At 40.2% G+C, this 20,775-nt stretch carries 23 protein-coding genes and 1 CRISPR repeat array (1 of these 24 running past the window's edge); of the genes, 14 read left to right on the forward strand and 9 right to left on the reverse strand.

Translation table 11 applies throughout. The features are described from left to right. A CRISPR array of direct repeats spans positions 1-207; the repeat unit is 36 nt; unit sequence GTTTTTGTACTCTCAAGATTTAAGTAACTGTACAAC; it begins 752 nt to the left of the window's first position. A 45-nt stretch (positions 208-252) separates the two neighbouring features. From ADH51_RS03280 to ADH51_RS10265, 3 genes are read right to left on the reverse strand one after another with little or no spacing between them, the layout of a single operon-like run. Further along, positions 253-1,068 carry a TIGR03943 family putative permease subunit gene (locus ADH51_RS03280; RefSeq protein ID WP_003093491.1) on the reverse strand — a complete coding sequence of 272 codons (816 nt, stop codon included), beginning with the start codon at positions 1,066-1,068 and terminating at the stop codon, positions 253-255. Then, entirely contained in the window at positions 1,068-1,970 is a 903-nt protein-coding gene (locus ADH51_RS03285; protein WP_048674380.1) for a permease, read from the reverse strand. Before ADH51_RS03285 ends, ADH51_RS03280 begins: the two co-directional genes overlap by 1 nt. A gap of 5 nt (positions 1,971-1,975) precedes the next feature. After that, the gene (locus ADH51_RS10265; RefSeq protein ID WP_002885949.1) at positions 1,976-2,107 is read right to left on the reverse strand and encodes an SPJ_0845 family protein; all 132 of its coding nucleotides are present in this window, start codon (positions 2,105-2,107) and stop codon (positions 1,976-1,978) included. A 277-nt stretch (positions 2,108-2,384) separates the two neighbouring features. On the opposite strand from ADH51_RS10265, the gene ADH51_RS03290 reads away from it, so the two are divergent. The 7 genes from ADH51_RS03290 to ADH51_RS03320 all read left to right on the forward strand — a co-directional run bounded on the left by ADH51_RS03290 (position 2,385) and on the right by ADH51_RS03320 (position 8,092). Then, a complete protein-coding gene (locus ADH51_RS03290; protein ID WP_048674381.1) occupies positions 2,385-4,517 on the forward strand; it encodes a Tex family protein in 2,133 nt (710 codons plus the stop codon). Beyond that, entirely contained in the window at positions 4,504-4,944 is a 441-nt protein-coding gene (locus ADH51_RS03295) for a SprT family protein (protein WP_048674383.1), read from the forward strand. Before ADH51_RS03290 ends, ADH51_RS03295 begins: the two co-directional genes overlap by 14 nt. A gap of 65 nt (positions 4,945-5,009) precedes the next feature. Then, the gene (locus ADH51_RS03300; RefSeq protein WP_002885986.1) at positions 5,010-5,273 is read left to right on the forward strand and encodes a PspC domain-containing protein; all 264 of its coding nucleotides are present in this window, start codon (positions 5,010-5,012) and stop codon (positions 5,271-5,273) included. Between the two features lie 122 nt (positions 5,274-5,395). Continuing rightward, positions 5,396-6,325, forward strand: a complete 930-nt coding sequence (gene hprK, locus ADH51_RS03305; RefSeq protein ID WP_048674385.1) for an HPr(Ser) kinase/phosphatase — start codon at positions 5,396-5,398, stop codon at positions 6,323-6,325. Continuing rightward, positions 6,325-7,116, forward strand: coding sequence for a prolipoprotein diacylglyceryl transferase (lgt, locus tag ADH51_RS03310; RefSeq protein ID WP_048674387.1), 792 nt, complete (start codon positions 6,325-6,327; stop codon positions 7,114-7,116). The genes hprK and lgt overlap by 1 nt, the downstream gene beginning before the upstream one ends. Positions 7,117-7,240: 124 nt before the next feature. Further along, positions 7,241-7,639 carry a DUF948 domain-containing protein gene (locus ADH51_RS03315; RefSeq protein WP_002885965.1) on the forward strand — a complete coding sequence of 133 codons (399 nt, stop codon included), beginning with the start codon at positions 7,241-7,243 and terminating at the stop codon, positions 7,637-7,639. Positions 7,640-7,651: 12 nt separating this feature from the next. Continuing rightward, positions 7,652-8,092, forward strand: coding sequence for a YtxH domain-containing protein (locus ADH51_RS03320; RefSeq protein ID WP_037603908.1), 441 nt, complete (start codon positions 7,652-7,654; stop codon positions 8,090-8,092). Positions 8,093-8,144: 52 nt separating this feature from the next. Here the strand turns inward: ADH51_RS03320 and ADH51_RS03325 are convergent, their stop codons facing one another. Beyond that, positions 8,145-8,441, reverse strand: coding sequence for a DUF3270 domain-containing protein (locus ADH51_RS03325; RefSeq protein WP_037603906.1), 297 nt, complete (start codon positions 8,439-8,441; stop codon positions 8,145-8,147). Positions 8,442-8,679: 238 nt separating this feature from the next. Here ADH51_RS03325 and ADH51_RS03330 point away from each other — a divergent pair, with 238 nt between their 5' ends. From ADH51_RS03330 to ADH51_RS09810, 3 genes are all read left to right on the forward strand, one after another. Continuing rightward, the gene (locus ADH51_RS03330; RefSeq protein WP_037603903.1) at positions 8,680-9,609 is read left to right on the forward strand and encodes a peptidase U32 family protein; all 930 of its coding nucleotides are present in this window, start codon (positions 8,680-8,682) and stop codon (positions 9,607-9,609) included. Positions 9,610-9,704: 95 nt separating this feature from the next. Beyond that, complete coding sequence (locus tag ADH51_RS03335) at positions 9,705-10,991, forward strand: peptidase U32 family protein (protein WP_002885971.1); 1,287 nt, start codon at positions 9,705-9,707, stop codon at positions 10,989-10,991. Further along, positions 10,991-11,308 carry a CHY zinc finger protein gene (locus ADH51_RS09810; protein WP_082160354.1) on the forward strand — a complete coding sequence of 106 codons (318 nt, stop codon included), beginning with the start codon at positions 10,991-10,993 and terminating at the stop codon, positions 11,306-11,308. Before ADH51_RS03335 ends, ADH51_RS09810 begins: the two co-directional genes overlap by 1 nt. Positions 11,309-11,354: 46 nt before the next feature. On the opposite strand, the gene ADH51_RS03340 is transcribed toward ADH51_RS09810, so the two are convergent. Continuing rightward, positions 11,355-11,894 (reverse strand): biotin transporter BioY, encoded by a 540-nt coding sequence (locus tag ADH51_RS03340; RefSeq protein ID WP_048674389.1) that lies wholly within the window; start codon positions 11,892-11,894, stop codon positions 11,355-11,357. A gap of 95 nt (positions 11,895-11,989) precedes the next feature. Then, the gene (locus ADH51_RS03345) at positions 11,990-12,274 is read right to left on the reverse strand and encodes a hypothetical protein (protein ID WP_037597639.1); all 285 of its coding nucleotides are present in this window, start codon (positions 12,272-12,274) and stop codon (positions 11,990-11,992) included. Between the two features lie 124 nt (positions 12,275-12,398). On the opposite strand from ADH51_RS03345, the gene ADH51_RS03350 reads away from it, so the two are divergent. Next, positions 12,399-12,611 (forward strand): YdbC family protein, encoded by a 213-nt coding sequence (locus ADH51_RS03350; protein WP_048674391.1) that lies wholly within the window; start codon positions 12,399-12,401, stop codon positions 12,609-12,611. A 36-nt stretch (positions 12,612-12,647) separates the two neighbouring features. Here the strand turns inward: ADH51_RS03350 and ADH51_RS03355 are convergent, their stop codons facing one another. Next, on the reverse strand, positions 12,648-13,982 hold the full coding sequence (locus tag ADH51_RS03355) for an Nramp family divalent metal transporter (RefSeq protein ID WP_048674393.1): 1,335 nt from the start codon (positions 13,980-13,982) through the stop codon (positions 12,648-12,650). Positions 13,983-14,712: 730 nt separating this feature from the next. On the opposite strand from ADH51_RS03355, the gene ADH51_RS03360 reads away from it, so the two are divergent. Continuing rightward, complete coding sequence (locus ADH51_RS03360) at positions 14,713-15,873, forward strand: DNA cytosine methyltransferase (protein WP_048674395.1); 1,161 nt, start codon at positions 14,713-14,715, stop codon at positions 15,871-15,873. Beyond that, complete coding sequence (locus ADH51_RS03365; RefSeq protein ID WP_048674397.1) at positions 15,866-16,927, forward strand: HpaII family restriction endonuclease; 1,062 nt, start codon at positions 15,866-15,868, stop codon at positions 16,925-16,927. Before ADH51_RS03360 ends, ADH51_RS03365 begins: the two co-directional genes overlap by 8 nt. A gap of 232 nt (positions 16,928-17,159) precedes the next feature. Here the strand turns inward: ADH51_RS03365 and ADH51_RS10075 are convergent, their stop codons facing one another. Both ADH51_RS10075 and lysS read right to left on the reverse strand, forming a co-directional pair. After that, positions 17,160-17,696: a hypothetical protein gene (locus ADH51_RS10075; RefSeq protein ID WP_048674398.1), complete on the reverse strand. Its 537-nt coding sequence runs from the start codon at positions 17,694-17,696 to the stop codon at positions 17,160-17,162. 52 nt (positions 17,697-17,748) lie between these two features. Beyond that, positions 17,749-19,239 carry a lysine--tRNA ligase gene (gene lysS, locus ADH51_RS03375; protein WP_013990828.1) on the reverse strand — a complete coding sequence of 497 codons (1,491 nt, stop codon included), beginning with the start codon at positions 19,237-19,239 and terminating at the stop codon, positions 17,749-17,751. Positions 19,240-19,466: 227 nt separating this feature from the next. Between lysS and ADH51_RS03380 the strand changes: the two genes are divergently transcribed. Beyond that, positions 19,467-20,774, forward strand: coding sequence for a LysM peptidoglycan-binding domain-containing protein (locus tag ADH51_RS03380; protein ID WP_048674400.1), 1,308 nt, complete (start codon positions 19,467-19,469; stop codon positions 20,772-20,774). The last annotated feature ends 1 nt before the right edge of the window (position 20,775 follow it).

Consider the following 20,775-nt stretch of genomic DNA (forward strand, 5'->3'; position numbering starts at 1 on the left):
CTGTACAACAGAGCCACATAGCGAGCGTCTTCTTCGTCAGTTTTTGTACTCTCAAGATTTAAGTAACTGTACAACCCGTAGCTGATGATCTTGTTGTTTGGTACAGTTTTTGTACTCTCAAGATTTAAGTAACTGTACAACTGATTGACGGCAAAGAATTTGGTGAAATAAGTTTTTGTACTCTCAAGATTTAAATAACTGTACAGTTTGATTGATTCAACTTAAAAAGCCAGTTCAACTGAACTTGGCTTTTTAAAATACACGATAAACATAAGGATTGTCAGGCTGACCAACCTCTTTGACCTCAGTCAAATTAAGGATAGGCAGGCTCTGTTTAAGATTTTGATAGTAATCCACAGTGATGGTACCAGTGACTTTCACCCAGGTATTGTCCTTAAAGGTTTGGTCACTTCCTGTCGTCGCCAGCCCGTAAACACCTGAATCGGCGATACAGTGGATAATTCCGAAACGGAAGATGAACTGATAACCCTTGGTTTGTGGGTCATTGTAGACAAAACCGGTATAGGTAACCTTCTTGCCCACAAAATCGTTAGGATAGAGGTAAATGAGTTCCATGACTTCCATGTAATTTTCTGTGGTAATCTGGATGGTCTCACGTCCCTTGTACTTGGCTAGCTCTCTGGTCATTTCCTTCTCATAAGCTGAGGAGGTGAAGTAGGAGCTGGTGTCCGGCTTCAAGTACTGAATAGTCGTTCCCTCTTGGTCGGCCTGATTAGGATCGCTCCCTGCCGCCAGTGGAAAATGATACCCCTTAGCTGACACGGTATTGGCATCCAAGGTTACTGTTGGCACCAAGAGCCCAGTGAGGACTGGAAAGGCCAAGAGAACGATGCTGGCTACCTTGGCTACTCGACCTGACAGATGCGAGTGAACCTTCATCTGCTTCATCCAAACGATGAGTTGGACCACAGCAAGGATAAAGGAAAGCACCATGGAAATGTAGGCCAAGTAGGAGTAGTGGATGTTAATGTACTGGTTGAGCTTGCCAGAAACTTGCAAGTACATGACGAGCTCAAAGTACCCAGATAAGATGAGAAAACGTAACATTAAATCACCCCCAATAACAGACAGTAAATGATTGTCACCAGACTTGCGGTTCCTACGAAGAGACCAACAAAGCGTGTTTTAAATTGGTGTTTCATCATAATCAAGTTCTTGATATCAACCATAGGACCAATGATGAGAAAGGCAACCGTTGGTGCCACTCCGAAACTAGAGAGCAGCGAAGCCCCGATAAAGGCATCGGCCTCTGAACAAAGGGAGAGGATGAAGGCCAAGAGCATCATGATCAGGATGGCTGTCACTGAATTATGACCGATGGTCGTGAGGATACGGGTCGGTAGGTAGGTCTGCATACTTGCTGCCACCAAGCTCCCGAAAATCAAGTAACGCCCAGTGTCAAAGAACTCGTCAACCGCATGAACCAGAGCTTGAAAGACTTTCTTACCAGCTGACAAACCACTATAGTCGTGAACATGACTAGCCTTACGATTGTCCTTGAGAATCTGGTCATCCACCACAAAGCCCAGTAAAATTCCCAAAATCATGGCAATCAAGAAAGCCCCAAGGAAACGTAAAATTACGTAGTACCAAGAGTTCCCAAAGGCTGTGTATGTCGCAAAGAGAACAACTGGATTAATGATAGGAGCAGTTGCCATGAAAGGAATAGCCGTGTAGCTAGGCACTTTTTTCTCTAAAAAGCGCGTGATAATTGGAACAATCCCACACTCACAAGAAGGGAAAATAAAACCAATCAGGGTTCCAAAGAGAATAGCCAGGACCTTGTTTTTAGGAAGGAAGTTTTGGACCTTTTCAGGAGTCACAAAGACCTCGATAAAGCCAGATAGGATACTTCCCAGTAAAACGAAGGGCAGGGCTTCGATAATAATCGATAGAAAAACTGCCAGAAGCTGCAAAACGCTATCTGGTAGTTGATGAAAAATAGCCATAAAAATTATTTCTTCTTATCTTCTTGAAGACGTTTGTCCTTCTTAGGATCAGTTCCCGCCTTTTCAAAATCAGGGATAGCCGCAAAAGATGCCATCATGCTTTCAAGTTCATTTGTTTTTTTCTGAATAACTGCCATAAAAAGCCTCCGAGTTAATTAAGATACTAAGGGCGTCATTTCTGACAGAAAAGAGGGCATCAGACGAAGAAGCTCTGCTTCTAGGAAGATGCATCTATTTTCCGAAAGAAATAGCCCGAGTTCAGTTACAAAAGATACTAAGGGCGTCATTTCCGAAAGAAATAGCCCCTAACAATAGGTTTACTTTTCTATTATACTACCTCTTGCTTAAAAATTCTCGCTTCAGCTACAAGGTTTTCTGCCCAAGCAAATCTCCTCTCGTGGTATAATAGAGCTTATGGAAAATCGTAATTTAGAGACATTGGCTCAGGAATTGGGCCTAAAAAAACAACAAGTTGAAACTGTTTTGGAATTGACCGCAGAAGGCAATACCATTCCCTTTATCGCCCGTTACCGTAAGGAAAAAACAGGCAATCTGGATGAAACGCAAATCAAGGCCATCATTGATATGGACAAGTCCTTGACTGCTCTTCAAGACCGTAAGGAAACAGTTCTTGCCAAGATTGAGGCTCAGGGCAAATTGACTGATCAACTCAAGGCAGCCATTGAAGCCGCTGAAAAACTGGCAGATGTGGAAGAGCTCTATCTTCCCTATAAGGAAAAACGCCGCACCAAGGCGACGGTTGCCCGTGAAGCAGGTCTATTCCCCTTGGCTCGTCTTATCTTGCAAAATAGTCCAAACCTCAAGGCTGAAGCTGAAAAGCTGACATCTGAAGCCTTTCCAACAGCTGACAAGGCTCTCGCAGGTGCTGTGGATATTTTGGTTGAGGCCTTTTCTGAGGACAATAGCTTGCGCTCTTGGACCTACAACGAGATCTGGAACAACAGTGATATCACCTCAACCCTCAAGGATCAATCACTGGATGAAAAAGAAACTTTCAAAATCTACTATGATTTTGAGGATAAGGTTTCTAAACTTCAAGGTTACCGTACCTTAGCCCTTAACCGTGGGGAAAAACTAGGCGTTATTAAAGTAGCCTTTAAACACAATCTTGAGAAAATGCACCGTTTCTACAGTGCCCGTTTCAAACAAAAAAATGACTATATTGAGGAAGTCATCAACCAATCTCTCAAGAAGAAAATCATTCCAGCTATGGAGCGACGTATCCGTAGCGAGTTGACTGAAGCGGCAGAAGATGGTGCAATTCAACTTTTCTCTCAAAACCTTCGAAGCCTTCTTTTAGTTTCACCACTTAAAGGTAAGATGGTACTCGGTTTTGACCCAGCCTTTCGTACAGGGGCTAAGTTGGCCGTAGTTGACCAAACTGGTAAGCTCATTACAACGCAAGTTATCTATCCAGTGGCTCCAGCCAGTCAGGCTAAGATTGCCCAAGCTAAGAAAGACTTGGCTGACCTCATTAAAAAGCATGCCATTGAGATTATCGCTATTGGTAATGGAACAGCCAGTCGTGAAAGTGAAGCTTTTGTGGCAGAAGTCCTCAAGGATTTTCCAGAGACTTCTTATGTTATTGTCAATGAAAGTGGTGCCTCTGTCTACTCTGCATCAGAGTTGGCTCGACATGAGTTCCCAGACTTGACGGTCGAAAAACGCTCTGCCATTTCCATTGCCCGTCGTCTTCAAGACCCATTGGCTGAGTTGGTTAAGATTGACCCTAAATCAATCGGAGTAGGCCAATACCAGCATGATGTTAGTCAGAAGAAACTCTCTGAAAATCTTGATTTCGTCGTCGATACCGTGGTTAACCAAGTTGGTGTTAATGTCAATACGGCAAGTAGTACCCTCTTGTCACACGTGTCAGGACTCAACAAGACTATCTCTGAAAATATCGTCGCCTACCGTGAGGAGAATGGTGAGATTGCATCACGTGCTGAAATCAAAAAAGTCCCACGTCTTGGTGCTAAAGCCTTCGAACAAGCTGCAGGTTTCCTTCGTATTCCAAATGCCAAGAATATCTTGGATAATACAGGGGTCCACCCAGAGTCTTACCCAGCGGTAAAAGCCCTCTTCAAGAAGTTGGCTATCACAGACTTGGACGACTCTGCCAAGGCAAAATTGAAGGCCCTTAATCTTAAAGAAACAGCAGAAGAGCTGGGACTTGGACAGGAAACCCTCAAAGATATCATTGCTGACCTTTTGAAACCAGGTCGTGACCTCCGTGATGATTTTGAAGCACCTGTGCTTCGCCAGGATGTTCTTGAACTCAAAGATTTGTCAGTAGGACAAAAACTTGAAGGAACGGTCCGTAACGTTGTGGACTTTGGTGCCTTTGTGGATATCGGTGTCCATGAGGATGGTCTTATCCACATCTCAGAGATGAGTAAGAGCTTCGTTAACCACCCAAGTCAGGTTGTCTCTGTTGGGGACTTGGTTACCGTGTGGGTATCAAAAGTTGACTTAGAGCATGAAAAACTTAATCTCTCCTTGGTGAATCCGCGTGAATCTAACTGATTATGTTAAGACTGTTTCTATAGAAGATTTTGGTTGGGAATTTAAGCATCAAGCCTTGTGGAACAAGCGTCTCCGAACCACTGGAGGTCGGTTCTTTCCCAAGGATGGTCATTTAGATTTTAACCCAAAACTCTATGAGGAACATGGTCTTGAAACCTTTCGAAAAATCGTCCGCCACGAACTCTGTCATTATCACCTCTATTTTCAGGGCAAGGGCTACAAGCATGCGGATAGAGATTTCAAGGACTTACTAGCTAAGGTCGATGGCCTTAGATACGCTCCAAAGATGCAAGGTCAAGAGGAGAACTACTACCTCTATCAATGCCAATCCTGTGGTCGTATTTACCGTCGCAAACGCCGTGTCAATACACGGAAATTTGGCTGCGGTTTGTGTCGAGGAAAGCTCATTTTTCTAAATCAGTCCTAGGGCTGATTTTTTTAGTTTAAAAAAATCATATAATTAAATCAAAGAAATGATGGGAGAAGAAGACCATGTCAAATCGTTTTTATAAGACACGAAAAAATAGACTCGTCGCCGGTGTTGTTGCAGGTTTGGCAGATAAGTTTGGCTGGGACCTAGCTCTAGCTCGTATCTTGGCTATTATTCTCATGGTTTCAACGCAGTTTGGAATTTTTCTATACTTGGTTTTAGCCTTTCTCCTTCCTTACAAAGAAGATATTTATCCCGAAATCAAACTCAAGGATGGACGCAAACGTAAAAACGCTGAACCTGTAGAAGACGAGTGGAACTGGTAAGTAACTGTTAATATGACCTGTGATTGGCCCTGGTGCTTGTCACAGGTCTTTTTTGTTTTGAGAACCGCATTGAAAACCTTTTTATGATACAATAAAACTAGTAAATAATCGGAGGAAATAACATGACAGTAACCGTTAAAATGTTGGTTGACAGGCTTAAACTCAAGGTTGTCTATGGGAATAAGGAGCTTTTGGCAAAACCGATAACAACTGCTGATATCTCTCGTCCTGGTTTAGAAATGACAGGTTATTTTGACTATTATTCACCGGAACGACTGCAGTTGGTTGGGATGAAGGAGTGGTCCTACCTTAAAACCATGACTGAAAATAACCGTTATTCTGTTTTTGCGAATATGTTTAAAGCGGAAACTCCAGCTGTTATCGTGGCGCGTGGTCTTGAGATTCCGGAAGAGATGCTTCGAGCTGCTAAGGAAAATGGTGTAGCAGTTCTTCAAGGACGAAACGGCACATCGTCGCTTTCAGGTGACATGTCTTGGTATCTTAACTCGCAATTAGCTGAACGAACTAGTGTCCATGGTGTTTTGGTAGATATCTACGGGATGGGAGTTCTTATTCAAGGAGACTCTGGCATCGGTAAGAGTGAGACAGGGCTTGAGTTGGTGAAACGTGGTCACCGTCTTGTCGCTGACGACCGTGTGGATGTTTATGCTAAGGATGAGGAGACTCTCTGGGGTGAGCCCGCGGAAATCCTCCGCCATCTTCTTGAAATTCGTGGGGTTGGTATCATTGATGTCATGAGTCTCTACGGAGCTAGTGCTGTCCGTAATTCCTCTCAGGTTCAGTTGGCCATTTATCTTGAAAATTTTGAAGACGGTAAGATCTTTGATCGTCTTGGAAACGGAAACGAAGAAATCGAATTGCAAGGCGTTAAGATTCCACGTGTCCGTATTCCTGTTAAGACAGGACGTAACGTATCAGTTGTTATCGAGGCTGCAGCTATGAACTACCGTGCTAAGCAAATGGGATTTGATGCAACCAAAACCTTTGAGGAACGTTTGACCAACCTCATTAGTAAGAATGGTGAAGACTAATGTTAGCTACTATTGATCCTATTGCTCTAAGGCTTGGCCCCATTAGTATTCATTGGTATGCCATCTGTATCGTATCTGGTCTTTTACTAGCCGTTTATCTGGCTCAGCGTTGGGCTCCCGAAAAGGGAATTGACCCTGAAAACATCCTAGATTTTATTCTTCTTGCCTTTCCTATAGCCATTGTTGGTGCAAGGCTCTACTATGTGATCTTCCAGTGGTCTTACTACAGTCAGAATCCTTCAGAAATTTTTGCGATTTGGAATGGCGGAATTGCCATTTATGGTGGCTTGATTGCTGGTGCAGCTGTCCTCTATTGGTTTTCGAAACGTCATGCCATTGCTGTCTTGGATTTTCTAGATATCGCGGCACCTGGCGTTATGATTGCTCAGAGTATCGGTCGCTGGGGAAACTTTGTTAACCAAGAGGCTTACGGAAGAGCAGTTAGTCATCTGAATTATGTCCCTGAATTTATTCGCCAGCAGATGTTCATTGATGGGAGTTATCGTGTACCGACCTTTCTTTATGAAAGTCTCTGGAACTTAGTCGGATTTATCACTATCCTAGGACTAAGACGCTTTAATAAGAAACTACGTCAAGGAGATGTGACCTCATTTTACCTTATCTGGTATGGTCTTGGACGTTTTGTCATTGAAGGCATGCGTACCGATAGCCTCATGTTTGTTGGCTTGCGTGTTTCTCAATGGGTCAGCATCGCCATTATCATCTTGGGTGCTATCTTACTATATTTGCGAAAACAACGTCCAGAGGCAGATTATAAAATGAAAAACTAGTCATATAGCTCAGACTTTGTTATAATATAATGAAAATTATCATAACAAAGGTCACTGGAAACTGGAGAGTTTACTTCAGTTTTCTTGTAGCGACCTTTTAAAAAGATCAAAGGAGTCTTAAACTATGGCAGAAATTGCATTTCTTATTATCGCAATCGCACTTGCTGCGTTCCTCATTGCATTGATCCCTACCCTACTTCGTACACGTCATGTGGTCAAAGAAGTTGAAGAAACAGTTGCTGTGCTTCGTACAGACATTAATGTAACCCTTCATCAAACAAATGAAATCTTGGCTAAGGCAAACGTCTTGGTTGAAGATGTTAATGAAAAAGTTCAAACAATCGATCCTCTCTTTGTAGCAGTAGCTGAGCTTTCAGAAAGTGTTTCTGACTTGAATACTGAAGCTCGTTACCTCGGTGCTAAAGCAAGTGCAGCAGGAGCAAGTGTCGGTAAGGCAGGTTCAGCCTTTGCTATCGGTAAGGTTGCCTCAAAACTTTTTGGTAAAAAAGACAAGAAAAAATAAGGAGATCTTTTCATGAGTAAATTTTTAAATACCCTAATCATTGGTGCAGCTTCTGGAGCTGCAGCAGCATACTTCTTTACAACTGAAAAAGGTAAAGCTGTTAAAGCACGTATTGATGAAGAAATCGCTTCATTCAAAGAAGATCCTAAAGCTTATCAAAATCAAGTGGTGGAAAAAGCTAACGACTACAAAGATTTGGCAGTCGATACTTTCCAAGACTATAAAACAAAATTTGAAAATGGCGACATCACTGCGGATGATTTGACAAAAGCTGTCCAAGAAAAAACAGCTCAAGTTGCTGACTTTGCAAAAGAGAGCTTTGAACTTATCAAAGAGAAAACTGCTCAAGTAACTCCTGAGCAAGCAGATGTTGAAGCAGAAACAAAAGCTATCGTTGATGATATCGTCATTGATATCAAAGATATCTCTGAAGAAGCAGCAGAAGCAAAATAAAAAGAAAGCCCATGAGGCTTTTTTTAGTACGAAAAAAACGTTGACCAAACAGTCAACGTTTTTGTGCTTTATAATACTCGATTAGGACATAAATGCCTATCTGACCAATGACGCTGATGGTAATTGCCCAGAAGAAGGCCCAGAAGGTAGCCACCTGTGCTACCAAGAAAAGGAAGGCAACTAGGACTGTTGAAACACAGAAGCTTGAGATACGTCCAAAGAAAATCATATCTTGTAGCTTAATACTATTACTATTTAAAGTTTGATAATCTTGGTAATTCGTCGTTTGAAGACGCTCAGTCTCGAAATCTTCGATGTGATCAAATTGACGGTGTAAGTTGTCAGCCATGTCTGCCTCCTTTCTATATAAAATATCTAAATCACTTTTTCGTGTAGGTTAAAATACTTAGTCAGTATTTCACTATTTAGAATCTCATTAATAATACCATAAAAAATTTATATTGCAAAGTTTTTTTTGATTTTTGTGAAAATTATAGTATTTAAAAACTAATTTAAAATATTGAGATACATAGTTTTGAACCTAAAAATTCTAAAAAAATCAAATCATTTGTGCTATAATGTGAGTTATGGAAAAAATTGTAATTACAGCGACTGCTGAGAGCTACGAGCAAGCACGTGAGCTCCTAGAACTTGGCGTAGATCGTATTTATATCGGCGAAAAAGCCTTTGGCCTTCGTTTGCCTAAGCCTTTTTCATTCGCAGAAATGCGAAAGATTGCAGAGCTGGTACATGAGTCAGGCAAGGAATTGACTGTTGCCGTTAATGCCCTCATGCACCAAGGTATGATGGATGCTCTTCCAGACTATCTTGATTTTCTTGAAGAAATCAAGGCAGATTATATCACGGTTGGTGATGCAGGAGTTTTCTACATCTGTAACCGTGACAAACGTCCCTTCAAAATGATTTATGATGCTTCAACTATGGTAACCTCTAGCCGTCAGATTAATTTCTGGGGCAAACAGGCAGGAGCATCTGAAGCGGTTTTGGCTCGTGAGATTCCATCTGCGGAACTATTCATCATGGCTGAAAATCTTCAGATTCCAGCTGAGGTTTTGGTTTATGGTGCAAGTATCATTCACCACTCAAAACGTCCACTTCTTCAAAACTATTACAACTTTATCAAAACGGATGAAGCTGTTACCAAAGAACGTGACCTCTTCCTTTCTGAGCCAGGAGATCCAGATTCTCACTACTCAGTTTATGAAGATATGCACGGGACACATATCTTTGCCAACAATGACTTGGATATGATGACTAAACTTTCAGAACTCGTTGAACATGGTTTTGACCACTGGAAGTTGGACGGCGTTTATTGCCCAGGTGAAAACTTTGTAAAAATCACTGAGTATTTTGTGAAGGCTCGTGACCTCATCGAGGCTGGCGAATTTTCACAAGACCAAGCCTTCCTCTTTGATGAGGCTATTCATAAATTACACCCAGCCAACCGTGGTTTGGACACAGGTTTCTACGACTATGAACCTGACCGTGTAAAATAAAAATACTTCCTCCTTCGTTTGAGAGTTTTCCATTTTCAGGGAACGAAGGAGTTGTTCAAAACTTAAAATCGACAATCTTGCAAATTGGAGAAATTATGACTACAACTAAAAAACGCCCAGAGGTACTTGTACCTGCTGGAACTTTGGAAAAATTGAAAGTCGCTGTAAATTACGGCGCAGATGCTGTTTTCGTTGGTGGACAAGCCTATGGTTTGCGTAGCCGTGCCGGAAACTTTACCATGGATGAGCTTCGAGAAGGTATCGAATATGCTCACGCTCGTGGTGTTGATGTGCACGTTGCTTCAAACATGGTTACCCATGAAGGAAATGAAAAAGGTGCTGGTGAGTGGTTCCGTGAATTGCGTGACATGGGACTCGATGCTGTTATCGTATCTGACCCAGCCTTGATTGAAATCTGTTCAACCTACGCACCAGGACTTAACATCCACTTGTCTACACAAGCATCTGCGACAAACGTTGAAACCTTCCATTTTTGGAAAGAGTATGGTTTGACCCGTGTCGTTTTGGCACGTGAGGTTACCATGGAAGAGTTGGCTGAAATCCGTAAGCGTACGGATCTTGAAATTGAGGCCTTTGTCCATGGCGCTATGTGTATCTCATACTCAGGTCGCTGTACCCTTTCTAACCACATGTCAGACCGTGATGCCAACCGTGGTGGTTGTTCACAGTCTTGTCGTTGGAAATATGACCTTTACGACATGCCATTCGGCCAAGAACGTAAGAGTATCAAAGGTGAAGTTCCTGAAGAATACTCTATGTCAGCCGTTGACATGTGTATGATTGAAAATATCCCTGACCTTATCGATAATGGCGTTGATAGCCTTAAAATCGAAGGTCGTATGAAATCTGTCCACTATGTCTCAACAGTTGCTAACTGTTACAAGGCTGCTTGTGACGCTTACATGGAAAGTGCAGAAGCCTTTTATGCCATCAAAGATGATTTGATTAACGAACTCTGGAAAGTTGCCCAACGTGAATTGGCAACAGGTTTCTACTACAAGACACCAACAGAAAACGAACAACTCTTTGGTGCTCGTCGTAAGATTCCACAATACAAATTCGTTGGTGAAGTCGTAGACTTTGATCCAGCAACTATGACAGCTACGATTCGTCAACGTAACGTTATCCTCGAAGGTGACCACGTTGAATTCTACGGACCAGGCTTCCGTCATTTCGAGTGTGATATCAAAGACCTTCACGATGCTAATGGTAACAAGATTGACCGTGCACCAAACCCAATGGAACTTCTTACGATTACCGTGCCACAAGAAGTTAAACCTGGTGACATGATTCGTTCAACTAAAGAAGGTTTAATTAACCTCTACCAAAAAGATGGTTCAAGCAAAACTGTTCGTGCCTAATGACAAGTCAAATCAATGGGCTCCTGGTAGATGATCAGAGTAGATGTCAGCACTATCATTCCCCACTAGATATTGTGGCCCTAAAATGCTTTGAGTGCCAGAAGTATTATGCCTGTTATCAGTGTCATGATAGCTTGGAGGATCATAGCTATCGAGCTTATCCTTGTCAATTGAAGCAGGACAAGGTCCTTATCTGTGGCGTTTGTAGGCATGAGATGACAATTGAGGAATATCAGCAGGCTCTAGTATGTTCTCATTGTCACAGTGCTTTCAACCCAGCTTGTTCAAAGCACTATGACATTTATTTTGAAAAATAAAAAGATTGAAGATTCTGTTCACACGAACAAAGTCTTCAATCTTTTTTTAGTTAAAGTAGCTTTGATTTTTAAGAGCTTTTAAGACTGGCTTAGTTACCAAAGCGACGATGAGTCCTTTTAAGAGGTCAGGAATAATAAAAGGTGTCAAGCCAACAGCCACAGCCGCAGACCAACCCATCTTTCCAAGAAAGTGAAGGCTGAGGATACCACCGACAAATACAATTGCATCACCCAAAACAAAAGCCACAAAGATTTTCCAAATAGGAGTCTCAGCATGCGTCAGTTTTGAAGTGATAAAGGCAAAAAATGGATAAGCCAACAAATAGCCAGCTGAAGGTCCAAAGAAGGATTGGAGCCCACCGCCTCCACCTGCAAAAACTGGTAGACCAATGGCGCCTAGAATCAGGTAGAGGGTAGCAGCAAGTGTCGCCTCTCTTGGCTTAAGGATAGCAGCAACAAGTCCGACAGCAAAAGTTTGCAGAGTAATGGGAACTGCACCGATAGGAATAACAATTTGAGCCAGTGCAGCAATGATGGCAGCGCCAAAAGCTGGAAGAATAAGCGACAATGTACGATTTTGTGTCATTTTTAGTTAACCTTTCGTAAATAAATAGTTAACTTATTATAGCAAGTGGTTTCAAAATAGTCAACCTAATAATAAAAAGAGGTTAACTGATAAACTTAACCTCGTTGTGATATGATTTTTAGACGTTTGATTTCATCAAGTTCAATCATGCTGATGATCTTATCCTGCTCGATAAAGATGGCTTGTCGCTCCCTGTCATAATGGTTGATGTAGCCCTTATAGGTCTTCTGATTGGATGTCAGCATGACCATTTGATTATGATCAATAGCATGATAGATATCGTTAATAAGTTGATTCTGCATTAGGTGGACAGGTTTGCTGTGACCTATTTCCACAAACTGATGAAGCTGATGCTTTACGGCTTCTAAAAAGTTTATCATGGTCATTTCCCTCGTTTCTTGATAAAATAATTATAGCATGAAAGGTGAATTTTTGTGGATAACTTCATTCTAAAACAGACAATTTTCACAGAAAAAAACGAATAAAGCTAGTGGGGGTAAGCAAATGGCAGAATTTTCATTTGAAATTGAAGAAAAACTCTTGGTCTTGTCTGAGAATGACAAGGGTTGGACTAAGGAACTCAATCGTGTGAGCTTTAATGGCGCACCGGCTAAATATGACATCCGTACATGGAGTCCAGACCATACCAGGATGGGCAAGGGGATTACCCTCAGCAACGAAGAATTCCAAGTTCTCGTTGACGCCTTCAAAAACTAAAACAAGGTCAGCATGGCGCTGGCCTTATTTTTTTGTTTAAAACGTATCAAAGATAAGTTTGAGATTGAGAATGGTTAGGACAATAGCGATGGCATAACCAAGGAAGGTATTCCACTTGGCATTGACGTGTTTTCCCATGAGTGATTTCTTAGAAGTGTAGTAAATCAAAGGGAAGATAGAGAATGGCAAGGCAATTGAGAGGAATACTTGTGAATAAACCAAGAGTTGATCCAGTATCTTTTCTTGATCGCCGTAGAGAATGGCTACAATGATAACAGGTAGCAAGGCGAAGAGACGTGTGAACAAACGAATTACCCACTGTGGTAACCTCATGTGGAGGAAGCCTTCCATGACAATTTGACCAGTTAGGGTACCAGTAATGGTAGAGTTTTGACCACTAGCCAAGAGGGCCAAGGCAAAGAGAGTCGAAAGTGTCGAACTAGCTACCGCACCAGCAATCTTAGAGTCCTGAAGAGCATTGTACATTTGTGAGAAGGCTGAAATATCAGAAGCGTGACCAAAGAAGAGAGCTGCTCCCAAAATCAAGAGGAGGGAGTTAACCACAAAGGCCAAAGTCAACTGAATATTGGAGTCCCAAGTCATGAAACGGACAGCCTTGGTCACGTCTTTACCATCTGAATAGTCAACCTTACGAGTCTGTGACAAGGATGAGTGCAAGTAGAGGTTATGTGGCATAACGGTTGCACCCACAATCCCAAGTGCCAAAGTCAACTGGTTGGTGTGCCCAGTAGCATGTGGCTCAAAGAGCGCTGGCGTAGGGAGATAACCCTCGAGGATTCCCGTAATACTAGGCTCAGACAAGGCTACCAGATAGACAAAGATAACCAAGATGGTCAAAATCAAGGTTGAAACAATAGCCTCGATTTTCTTGAATCCCAGCTTCATGATGAGTAGGAGTAGGAAGACATCAAGGACTGTCACCAGAATGGCAACCATAATTGGAATACCAAAGAGCAGGTTAAGTGCGATGGCAGAACCAAGCACCTCAGCCAAATCTGTCGCCATTAAGGCAAGCTCCAGAATCACCCAAAGCGTGTATCGTAGCCATTTGGGCGAGTGGTAGGCCGTCGCTTGGGCCAGGTCCATTTGAGTCACAATCCCTAACTTTCCAGCCATTTGTTGCAACTGCATAGCGATTAAAGATGAAATTAAGATGACAAAAAGAAGACTATACTTGTAGGTCGCCCCACCGACGACACTGGTAATCCAGTTTCCTGGATCCATGTAACCCACGGCCACGAGAGCCCCAGGTCCCAAGAAAGCCTTAAGATTTTGCCAAAAACGATTATTATTTGGTGTATCTATTGATTGGTTAACCTCAGAAAGGGAAACCTTTTTTGAAGATGTCATAAACACCTCTTTCTAAGTCATATCTGCCTAAAAGTTGCATTATTTCTAGACAGACCGACAATTTTATTATAACACTATGAGGAAGATGTGCAAGGTTTTGAAAGGTATTGACTTATCTGACATTGATGTCATAGACGACTTTTCAGGAGTGCCTTTTTATATTAAACTATAAGAGTAGATGATTTCATAGATGAGGGAGAAAATGTAAAAAGCCTTTTAAATAAGGCTTTTTGAAGATCTTCCTATTTTGGGAAAGCTAAACAGGTTGAATGAAGAAAATTTAGATGAAATGATAGGATTATTTTCAATAATATTCGTGATAGAGTTAGAGTATAGGTAAATATGTATGCTGAGAGTATTGTTAACATCAATATAAAGGGTATTGATCCTGTAATCATTGATGAGTTGTGAAGTGCGAGCATGAATAGAAATTGGAGATTCTATTAAGTTATCACCCAAAATATTACTAGACGAATTCTTTGAAAACACTTAAATGTTAGCAATAGATTCTGAGTATAGATGGATTGATAAAAAGAAAATAGTTTTTGATATCACCATATCTATAAAAATATGATAAGACAAGTATGATAATTACTTTAGTAAATAGGACGAAAAAAAGTAATTGCTAACTCTTATGCTTGTTTTCTTTTACGGTATAAAAAATGAAAAAAGAATTCGATAATTCAAAAATAAAGTGATATAATCCCTATATAGAAAGTTGAGGTATTTCATGAGAGGCGGAGCTAGAGAAAATGCTGGACGAAATCGTGTTAGTCCAGATAAGAAAAAAATAGCAAAATCTATTCACGTTAGCCCACACCTATTCAATAAGATTCAAGAATTGGAGATTGACGGTTATGATAGTTTTTCAAGCAAATGTCAATATCTGATTGAAGAAGGTTATGAAGCAATTCAAATGAATAATCATAAAGATAATGTAGACAGTTTAACCTTTATAGACTTATTCGCTGGTGTTGGAGGAATACGAAAAGGATTCGAAGATAAGAATACAAAGTGTGTGTTTTCATCTGAGTGGGACAAATTTTCTGTGAAAACATATGAAGCTAACTACGGTGATATTCCCTTCGGTGATATTACCAAAATTGATGAAAGGGATATTCCTCGTCATGATGTATTGCTAGCAGGTTTTCCTTGTCAACCATTTTCTAATATAGGCAAACGAGAAGGATTTGGCCATGAAACTCAAGGAACTTTGTTTTTTGACGTCCTTAGAATTTTAAAATATCATATGCCTAAAATGTTTTTGCTAGAAAATGTACCTGGTCTTTTGACTATTCAGAATGGAGAAACATTTAAAATTATTTTGGATAATTTAGAGGAACTAGGCTATTCAGTTTTCTTTGACGTTTTAGACGCTCAAAATTTTGGTTTAGCACAAGTTAGAAAAAGAGTTGTAATAGTAGGTTTCCATCCAGATTTGAACGTTTCAACATTTGCATTTCCTCAAGGGAATACCGAAAATAGAGTTCCTGTTTCGTCAATACTAGAAAATAATCCTAAGGGATATAGTATTTCTGAACATTTACAGCAATCGTACCTTTTTAAGAAAAATGATGGTAAACCTCAAGTTGTAGATTCAAATTCTACTATCCAAGTAAAAACATTAGTAGCTTCCTATCATAAAATACAGCGACTCACGGGGACTTTTGTTAAAGGTGGAGATACAGGGTTAAGACTTTTTTCGGAATTAGAATGTAAAAGATTGATGGGATTTCCAGATGACTTTATTATTCCTGTAAGTCGAACACAAATGTATCGTCAGATGGGGAACTCAGTAGCGGTTCCGATGATAAGAGAAGTAGCTAATGCAATGAAAGAAGAGTATCAAATGGCACAACAAGATAAAAAAGTTGGAGTAAGTTATGCCTAATAAAGTCAATAAAGGTGAGTGGGCTGAACTTTTTGTGTTTCTTAAGGCTTTATCTGATGGTAAAATTTATGCTGCCGATGAAAATTTGGAAAAAGTAGAAAAACTCTTTTATGTCATATTAAGTGCGATCAAAAATGAAGATGGTATTTTAAAAGAATTTAAGCGTAGTCAGTCGTCAAATGAGATTATTCTATTAGAAAACGATTCAGAGTGTTTACAAATTCCTGTTAATGAGTTTGAGTATTTTTCGAACGTAGTTTTAGAGGCAGTAAAAAATGGAGCAGGAACGTTTGTAATTCCTGAGATTGAGCCATTTTTATCAAGAATTAAACTAACTAAAATAAAAGCTAGTAGCGATAGCAAAAAAGATGTTATTTTTAAGATTCATGATGAGTTTACAGGTGCAGAGCCTAGAATAGGTTTTTCGATAAAATCATATGTTGGTAGTAAGCCAACGTTATTGAACGCAAGTGGGGCTACAAGGGTTCAGTATAGCTTGTCGAAAAATCTATCCAAGGATGATTTAGAGATAGTAAATCAGATTGCTGGAAGAACTAAAATTAAAGATAGAGTACAATTTATCAAAGATAAGAGTATTTCTTTGGACTTTGAAAAAATGTTAAATGAAACTTTCTCAAGAAATCTGAAAATGATTGATTCTAGAATGCCAGAATTTTTGGGATATCTATTTTTGAATTCTTACTTTGTAAAGGGGAAAGCAATCCCTGATGTAGTTGATTTATATTGTGATAAGTATGGAGAAGATGGGGAAATTATCTCCCACAAAGTTAAAGATTTGTTGGTTGCAGTTGCATTAGGCATGGAACCAAATACTAGGTGGAATGGCCTTGAAGATGCTAATGGCGGTTATATTGTAGTAAAAGATGATGGCGAGGTTTTGTGTTACCATATATATGACCGAAATAAATTAAGGGAGTATCTTTATAGAAGTACTAAATTTGATAGTCCATCAAGTAAGCGAACTGGTGCAGGTATTGTAACTGAAGAAGCTGGAGAACAAAAATTTACACTAACAATACAAATCAGATTTTAGTGATATCTTTTTGGTATATAAATAGACGAAAAATCTTAGATAGAACAATAAAAGAATGTTGATTTACCAACATTCTTTATTATTATCCAGACGAATCAACTAGTTTATTTGCTTACTAACCACTATGCTAACGGTGATGTGAGTTTTGGACACTTGAGTAAGGGCTCCAAGGGCAAAATATAGAAAAAGGTTTCGTGGTAATTACGAGAGAATTTTTTTCTATTTATACTAATTATTCTTTGTAACTAGCAAACATCTCATCGATATCCTCTTCAACCAAGTGATAGATTTTCCAATCAAATTCAGTTCTAGCAACATCATCAACCAAGACTGTATAACAGAAATCCATGTAATCTTCATAAAAATCAGAGATGAAGGGGAGGAGTGTGTCACTAATATCAGATGAATAGAGTTTTTCATCAAGATGTTTAAAGAGATAGTCTGAACCCATAATCGTTTCATTCTTGAGTTTTTGTGCATCTTCAAGGTTAAAGCTATCACTTTGGGGATTCAGAAAATCATGTTTTGCTAGCCAGGCTACGAAGACACTGAGATGAAAGGCAGCTCTTTTGCTAATCTCTAGCATATCTGATTTGCTTAGTTTTTCTGAAGTAATATCATTTTCTTCACAATAGAATACAAGTGCATGATCGAAAAAATAATCTGTGCGGTCTATGGGAAAGTCTAATTTACTTTCTTCTCTCTTTGGCTCAGGCTGTTCAACTACAGTTGATTTTTTCTTAAAAAGGGACTTCATTTTTCTAAACATGTTTATACCTCATATAAAAATATCCCATTATTTGAATAATGGGATATGATTATTATTTCATCGTTGGGAACAACAAGACATCACGGATAGTTGTTGTATCAGTGAGGAGCATGCAGAGACGGTCGATACCGATTCCGAGTCCACCTGTTGGTGGCATACCGTATTCAAGGGCTTCAACGTAGTCATAGTCGATGCCTGTTGCTTCGTCATCACCGAGTTCTTTAGCAGCAGCTTGTGCTTCGAAACGTGACAATTGATCGATTGGGTCGTTCAATTCGGTGAAGGCATTTCCGTACTCTTTAGTCATGATGAAGAGTTCGAAACGGTCAGTGAAGCGTGGGTCTTCTGGGTTTTTCTTAGCCAATGGAGACACAGCAACTGGGTGACCGTAAACGAATGTTGGTTGAATCAATGTTTCTTCAACGAATTCTTCGAAGAAGGCGTTGATGATGTGACCAACTTCAGTGTAGTGTTTTTCAACTGGAACATTCTTTTCAGCAGCGATAGCTTTGGCTTCATCCAGAGTCATGTCTTGCCAGAAGTCAACGCCAGTGATTTCCTTGATAGCGTCAACCATGTGGATGCGTTTGAATGGTTCGTTAATCTTGATTTCAGTTCCTTGGTAGTTGATAGGTCCGTCACCTTTAACAGCTTTAGCAGCGTGTTGGATGATACCTTCAGTCAAGTTCATGATATCATGGAAGTCAGCGTAAGCTTGGTAAACTTCGATAGATGTGAACTCAGGGTTGTGAGTGGCATCCATACCTTCGTTACGGAAGATACGTCCGATTTCGTAAACGCGTTCCATACCACCAACGATGAGACGTTTGAGGTGGAGCTCAGTTGCGATACGAAGCACCATGTCGATGTTTTGTGCATTGTGGTGAGTGATGAAAGGTTTAGCAGCAGCACCACCAGCTTCATTGTGAAGGACAGGTGTTTCTACTTCAAGGAAACCTTGAGCATCAAGGTAACGACGGATTTCAGAAATGATTTTTGAACGTGTGACAAAGCGGTCAAAGCTTTCACGGTTAGAAATCAAATCGAGGTAACGTTTACGGTAGATTGTTTCAACGTCTGAAAGTCCGTGGAATTTCTCAGGCAATGGACGAAGGGCTTTAGACAAGTGTGTGATATGAGTAGCCTTGATAGAAAGTTCTCCCATATCTGTTCGCATAACTTCACCTTCGACACCGAGGAAGTCACCAAGGTCAGCTTTCTTGAAGATTTCGTAGTTTTCTTCACCGACAGCATCTTTACGCACGTAGATTTGGATTTGACCATCGCGGTCTTGGATGTGGGCGAAGCCAACTTTACCTTTACCACGTTTAGTCATCAAACGCCCTGCGATAGTAGCAGTTTCGTTGATTTCGTGCAATTCTTCTTTTGTTTTGTCAGCGTATTTTTCTTTTAATTGACCAGATGTAGCTGTGCGTTCGAATCGCTTACCAAAAGGATCGATTCCTTGTTCAGCCAAAGCCGCCATTTTTTCACGACGGACAATCTGTTGATCGTTCAATTCTTCCATGTGTTGATTTGACATGTTAGTCCTCCATAAAATAGTCGTAATTATTGTATCATAAATCACCTTCTAAAGATAGGACAAATGATTAAATGTCAGATAAATAAAGCTAGGATTTGTCTATTTTTAGTACAAATTGTAAACTAGCATTAACCTTTGATTAGAAAGTTATAGAATTTATTGACAAATATAATAAAAAGGGTGTACAATAGCAAAGTAAGTTTCGTATGATATAAGGAGGAAATACGATGAAAAAGAAAAATTATGTTAGTAAAGCCGTGATGCTTGGCGCTTTACTAGCACCTATTGGGATGCCTACGGTATCTGTGTTAGCAGATAGCTTTTATCAAAATCAAACGAGTGCTCACGCTGCTGATATTACAAACTGGATTGCCAGCACACCTGAACAAATTACAAATAATTTGACAACTCAGAATATCAATCCACAGCAGTTGGATGGTCAACAATACGTGATTCAATGGGGAGATACCTTGTGGGGAATCTCTCAAGCGACTGGGATTTCTATTGAAAAATTAGCCTACGATAACAATATTCAGAATATTGATCTTATCTTTGCAGGTGATATCCTCATCTTGAAACGTGATGGTGATGTCCCAGCAGGTTACCATGTGACTGGTAATGGTTACCGTTGTGCACATTCTAAGATTGTTATCAACAACTACTACGGTGATAACAACCGAGTGATTATCAATAACAGCACTTTTGTCTCTGATGACCATTCTAAGAATACAGTGATTTACGCTCCAGATAATTCTGACAATAGCGTTTCATTCTCAAATAACACGACAAACAATAATAACGATAAAGACAAAGATACTAAAGATTCTAAAGATGGCAAGGACTCTTCTTCATCATCTGAATCTAAAGGTGCTTCATCAAGTTCAACAAGTGGATCATCATCATCTTCTGCATCAAGCTCAACAGCAAGCAGTAGTGAAAGCAAAGCAAGTACAGAAAGTTCTAAGGAAAAAGAATTGACTGATGATGCTTTCCAAGACAAGGTTCAAAGTGAATTCAAACAAGTATATCAACAAAACCACTCAGGTAGTCCTGCATGGACTTTCTTCTTACATGCAGATGATAAGACTGGTGTAAATGCTACTGCTAAGAAGGACACTGAAAGCAAAGCCCTTTACCTTCAAGGTGAAACACCTAAGGCTCAAGACATTGTAGATGGACCTAAAGATGGTGCCAAAACTGAAGCCAATGCCAAAGCCCTCGCTCAAAAGATTTACGACGCCCTTAACAGAGATAGTAAAATGTCAGATCTTATCAAGTCAAAATATGCCCAAATTCAAGTAAGTTATAAGGGTGATAAGTGGGCTTTCAACGTTGATGTTTACAAGGAAAAAGAAAGTTCATCATCAAGCACTGAGAAATCTTCAGAATCTAAGGCGTCATCAAGTGATGATTCTCAAACAGAAACACGCATGAGTTCAAGCTCATCAAGCCTTGAACGCTCATCATCAAGTTCTTCAAGCCACACTGAAACAGACTCAGAGGCAACTTTCTCTGACCTAACTGGTGACGAATAGA

Origin of the sequence: Streptococcus sp. 449_SSPC (assembly GCF_001073005.1) — a bacterium.
GTDB lineage: Bacteria > Bacillota > Bacilli > Lactobacillales > Streptococcaceae > Streptococcus > Streptococcus salivarius_F.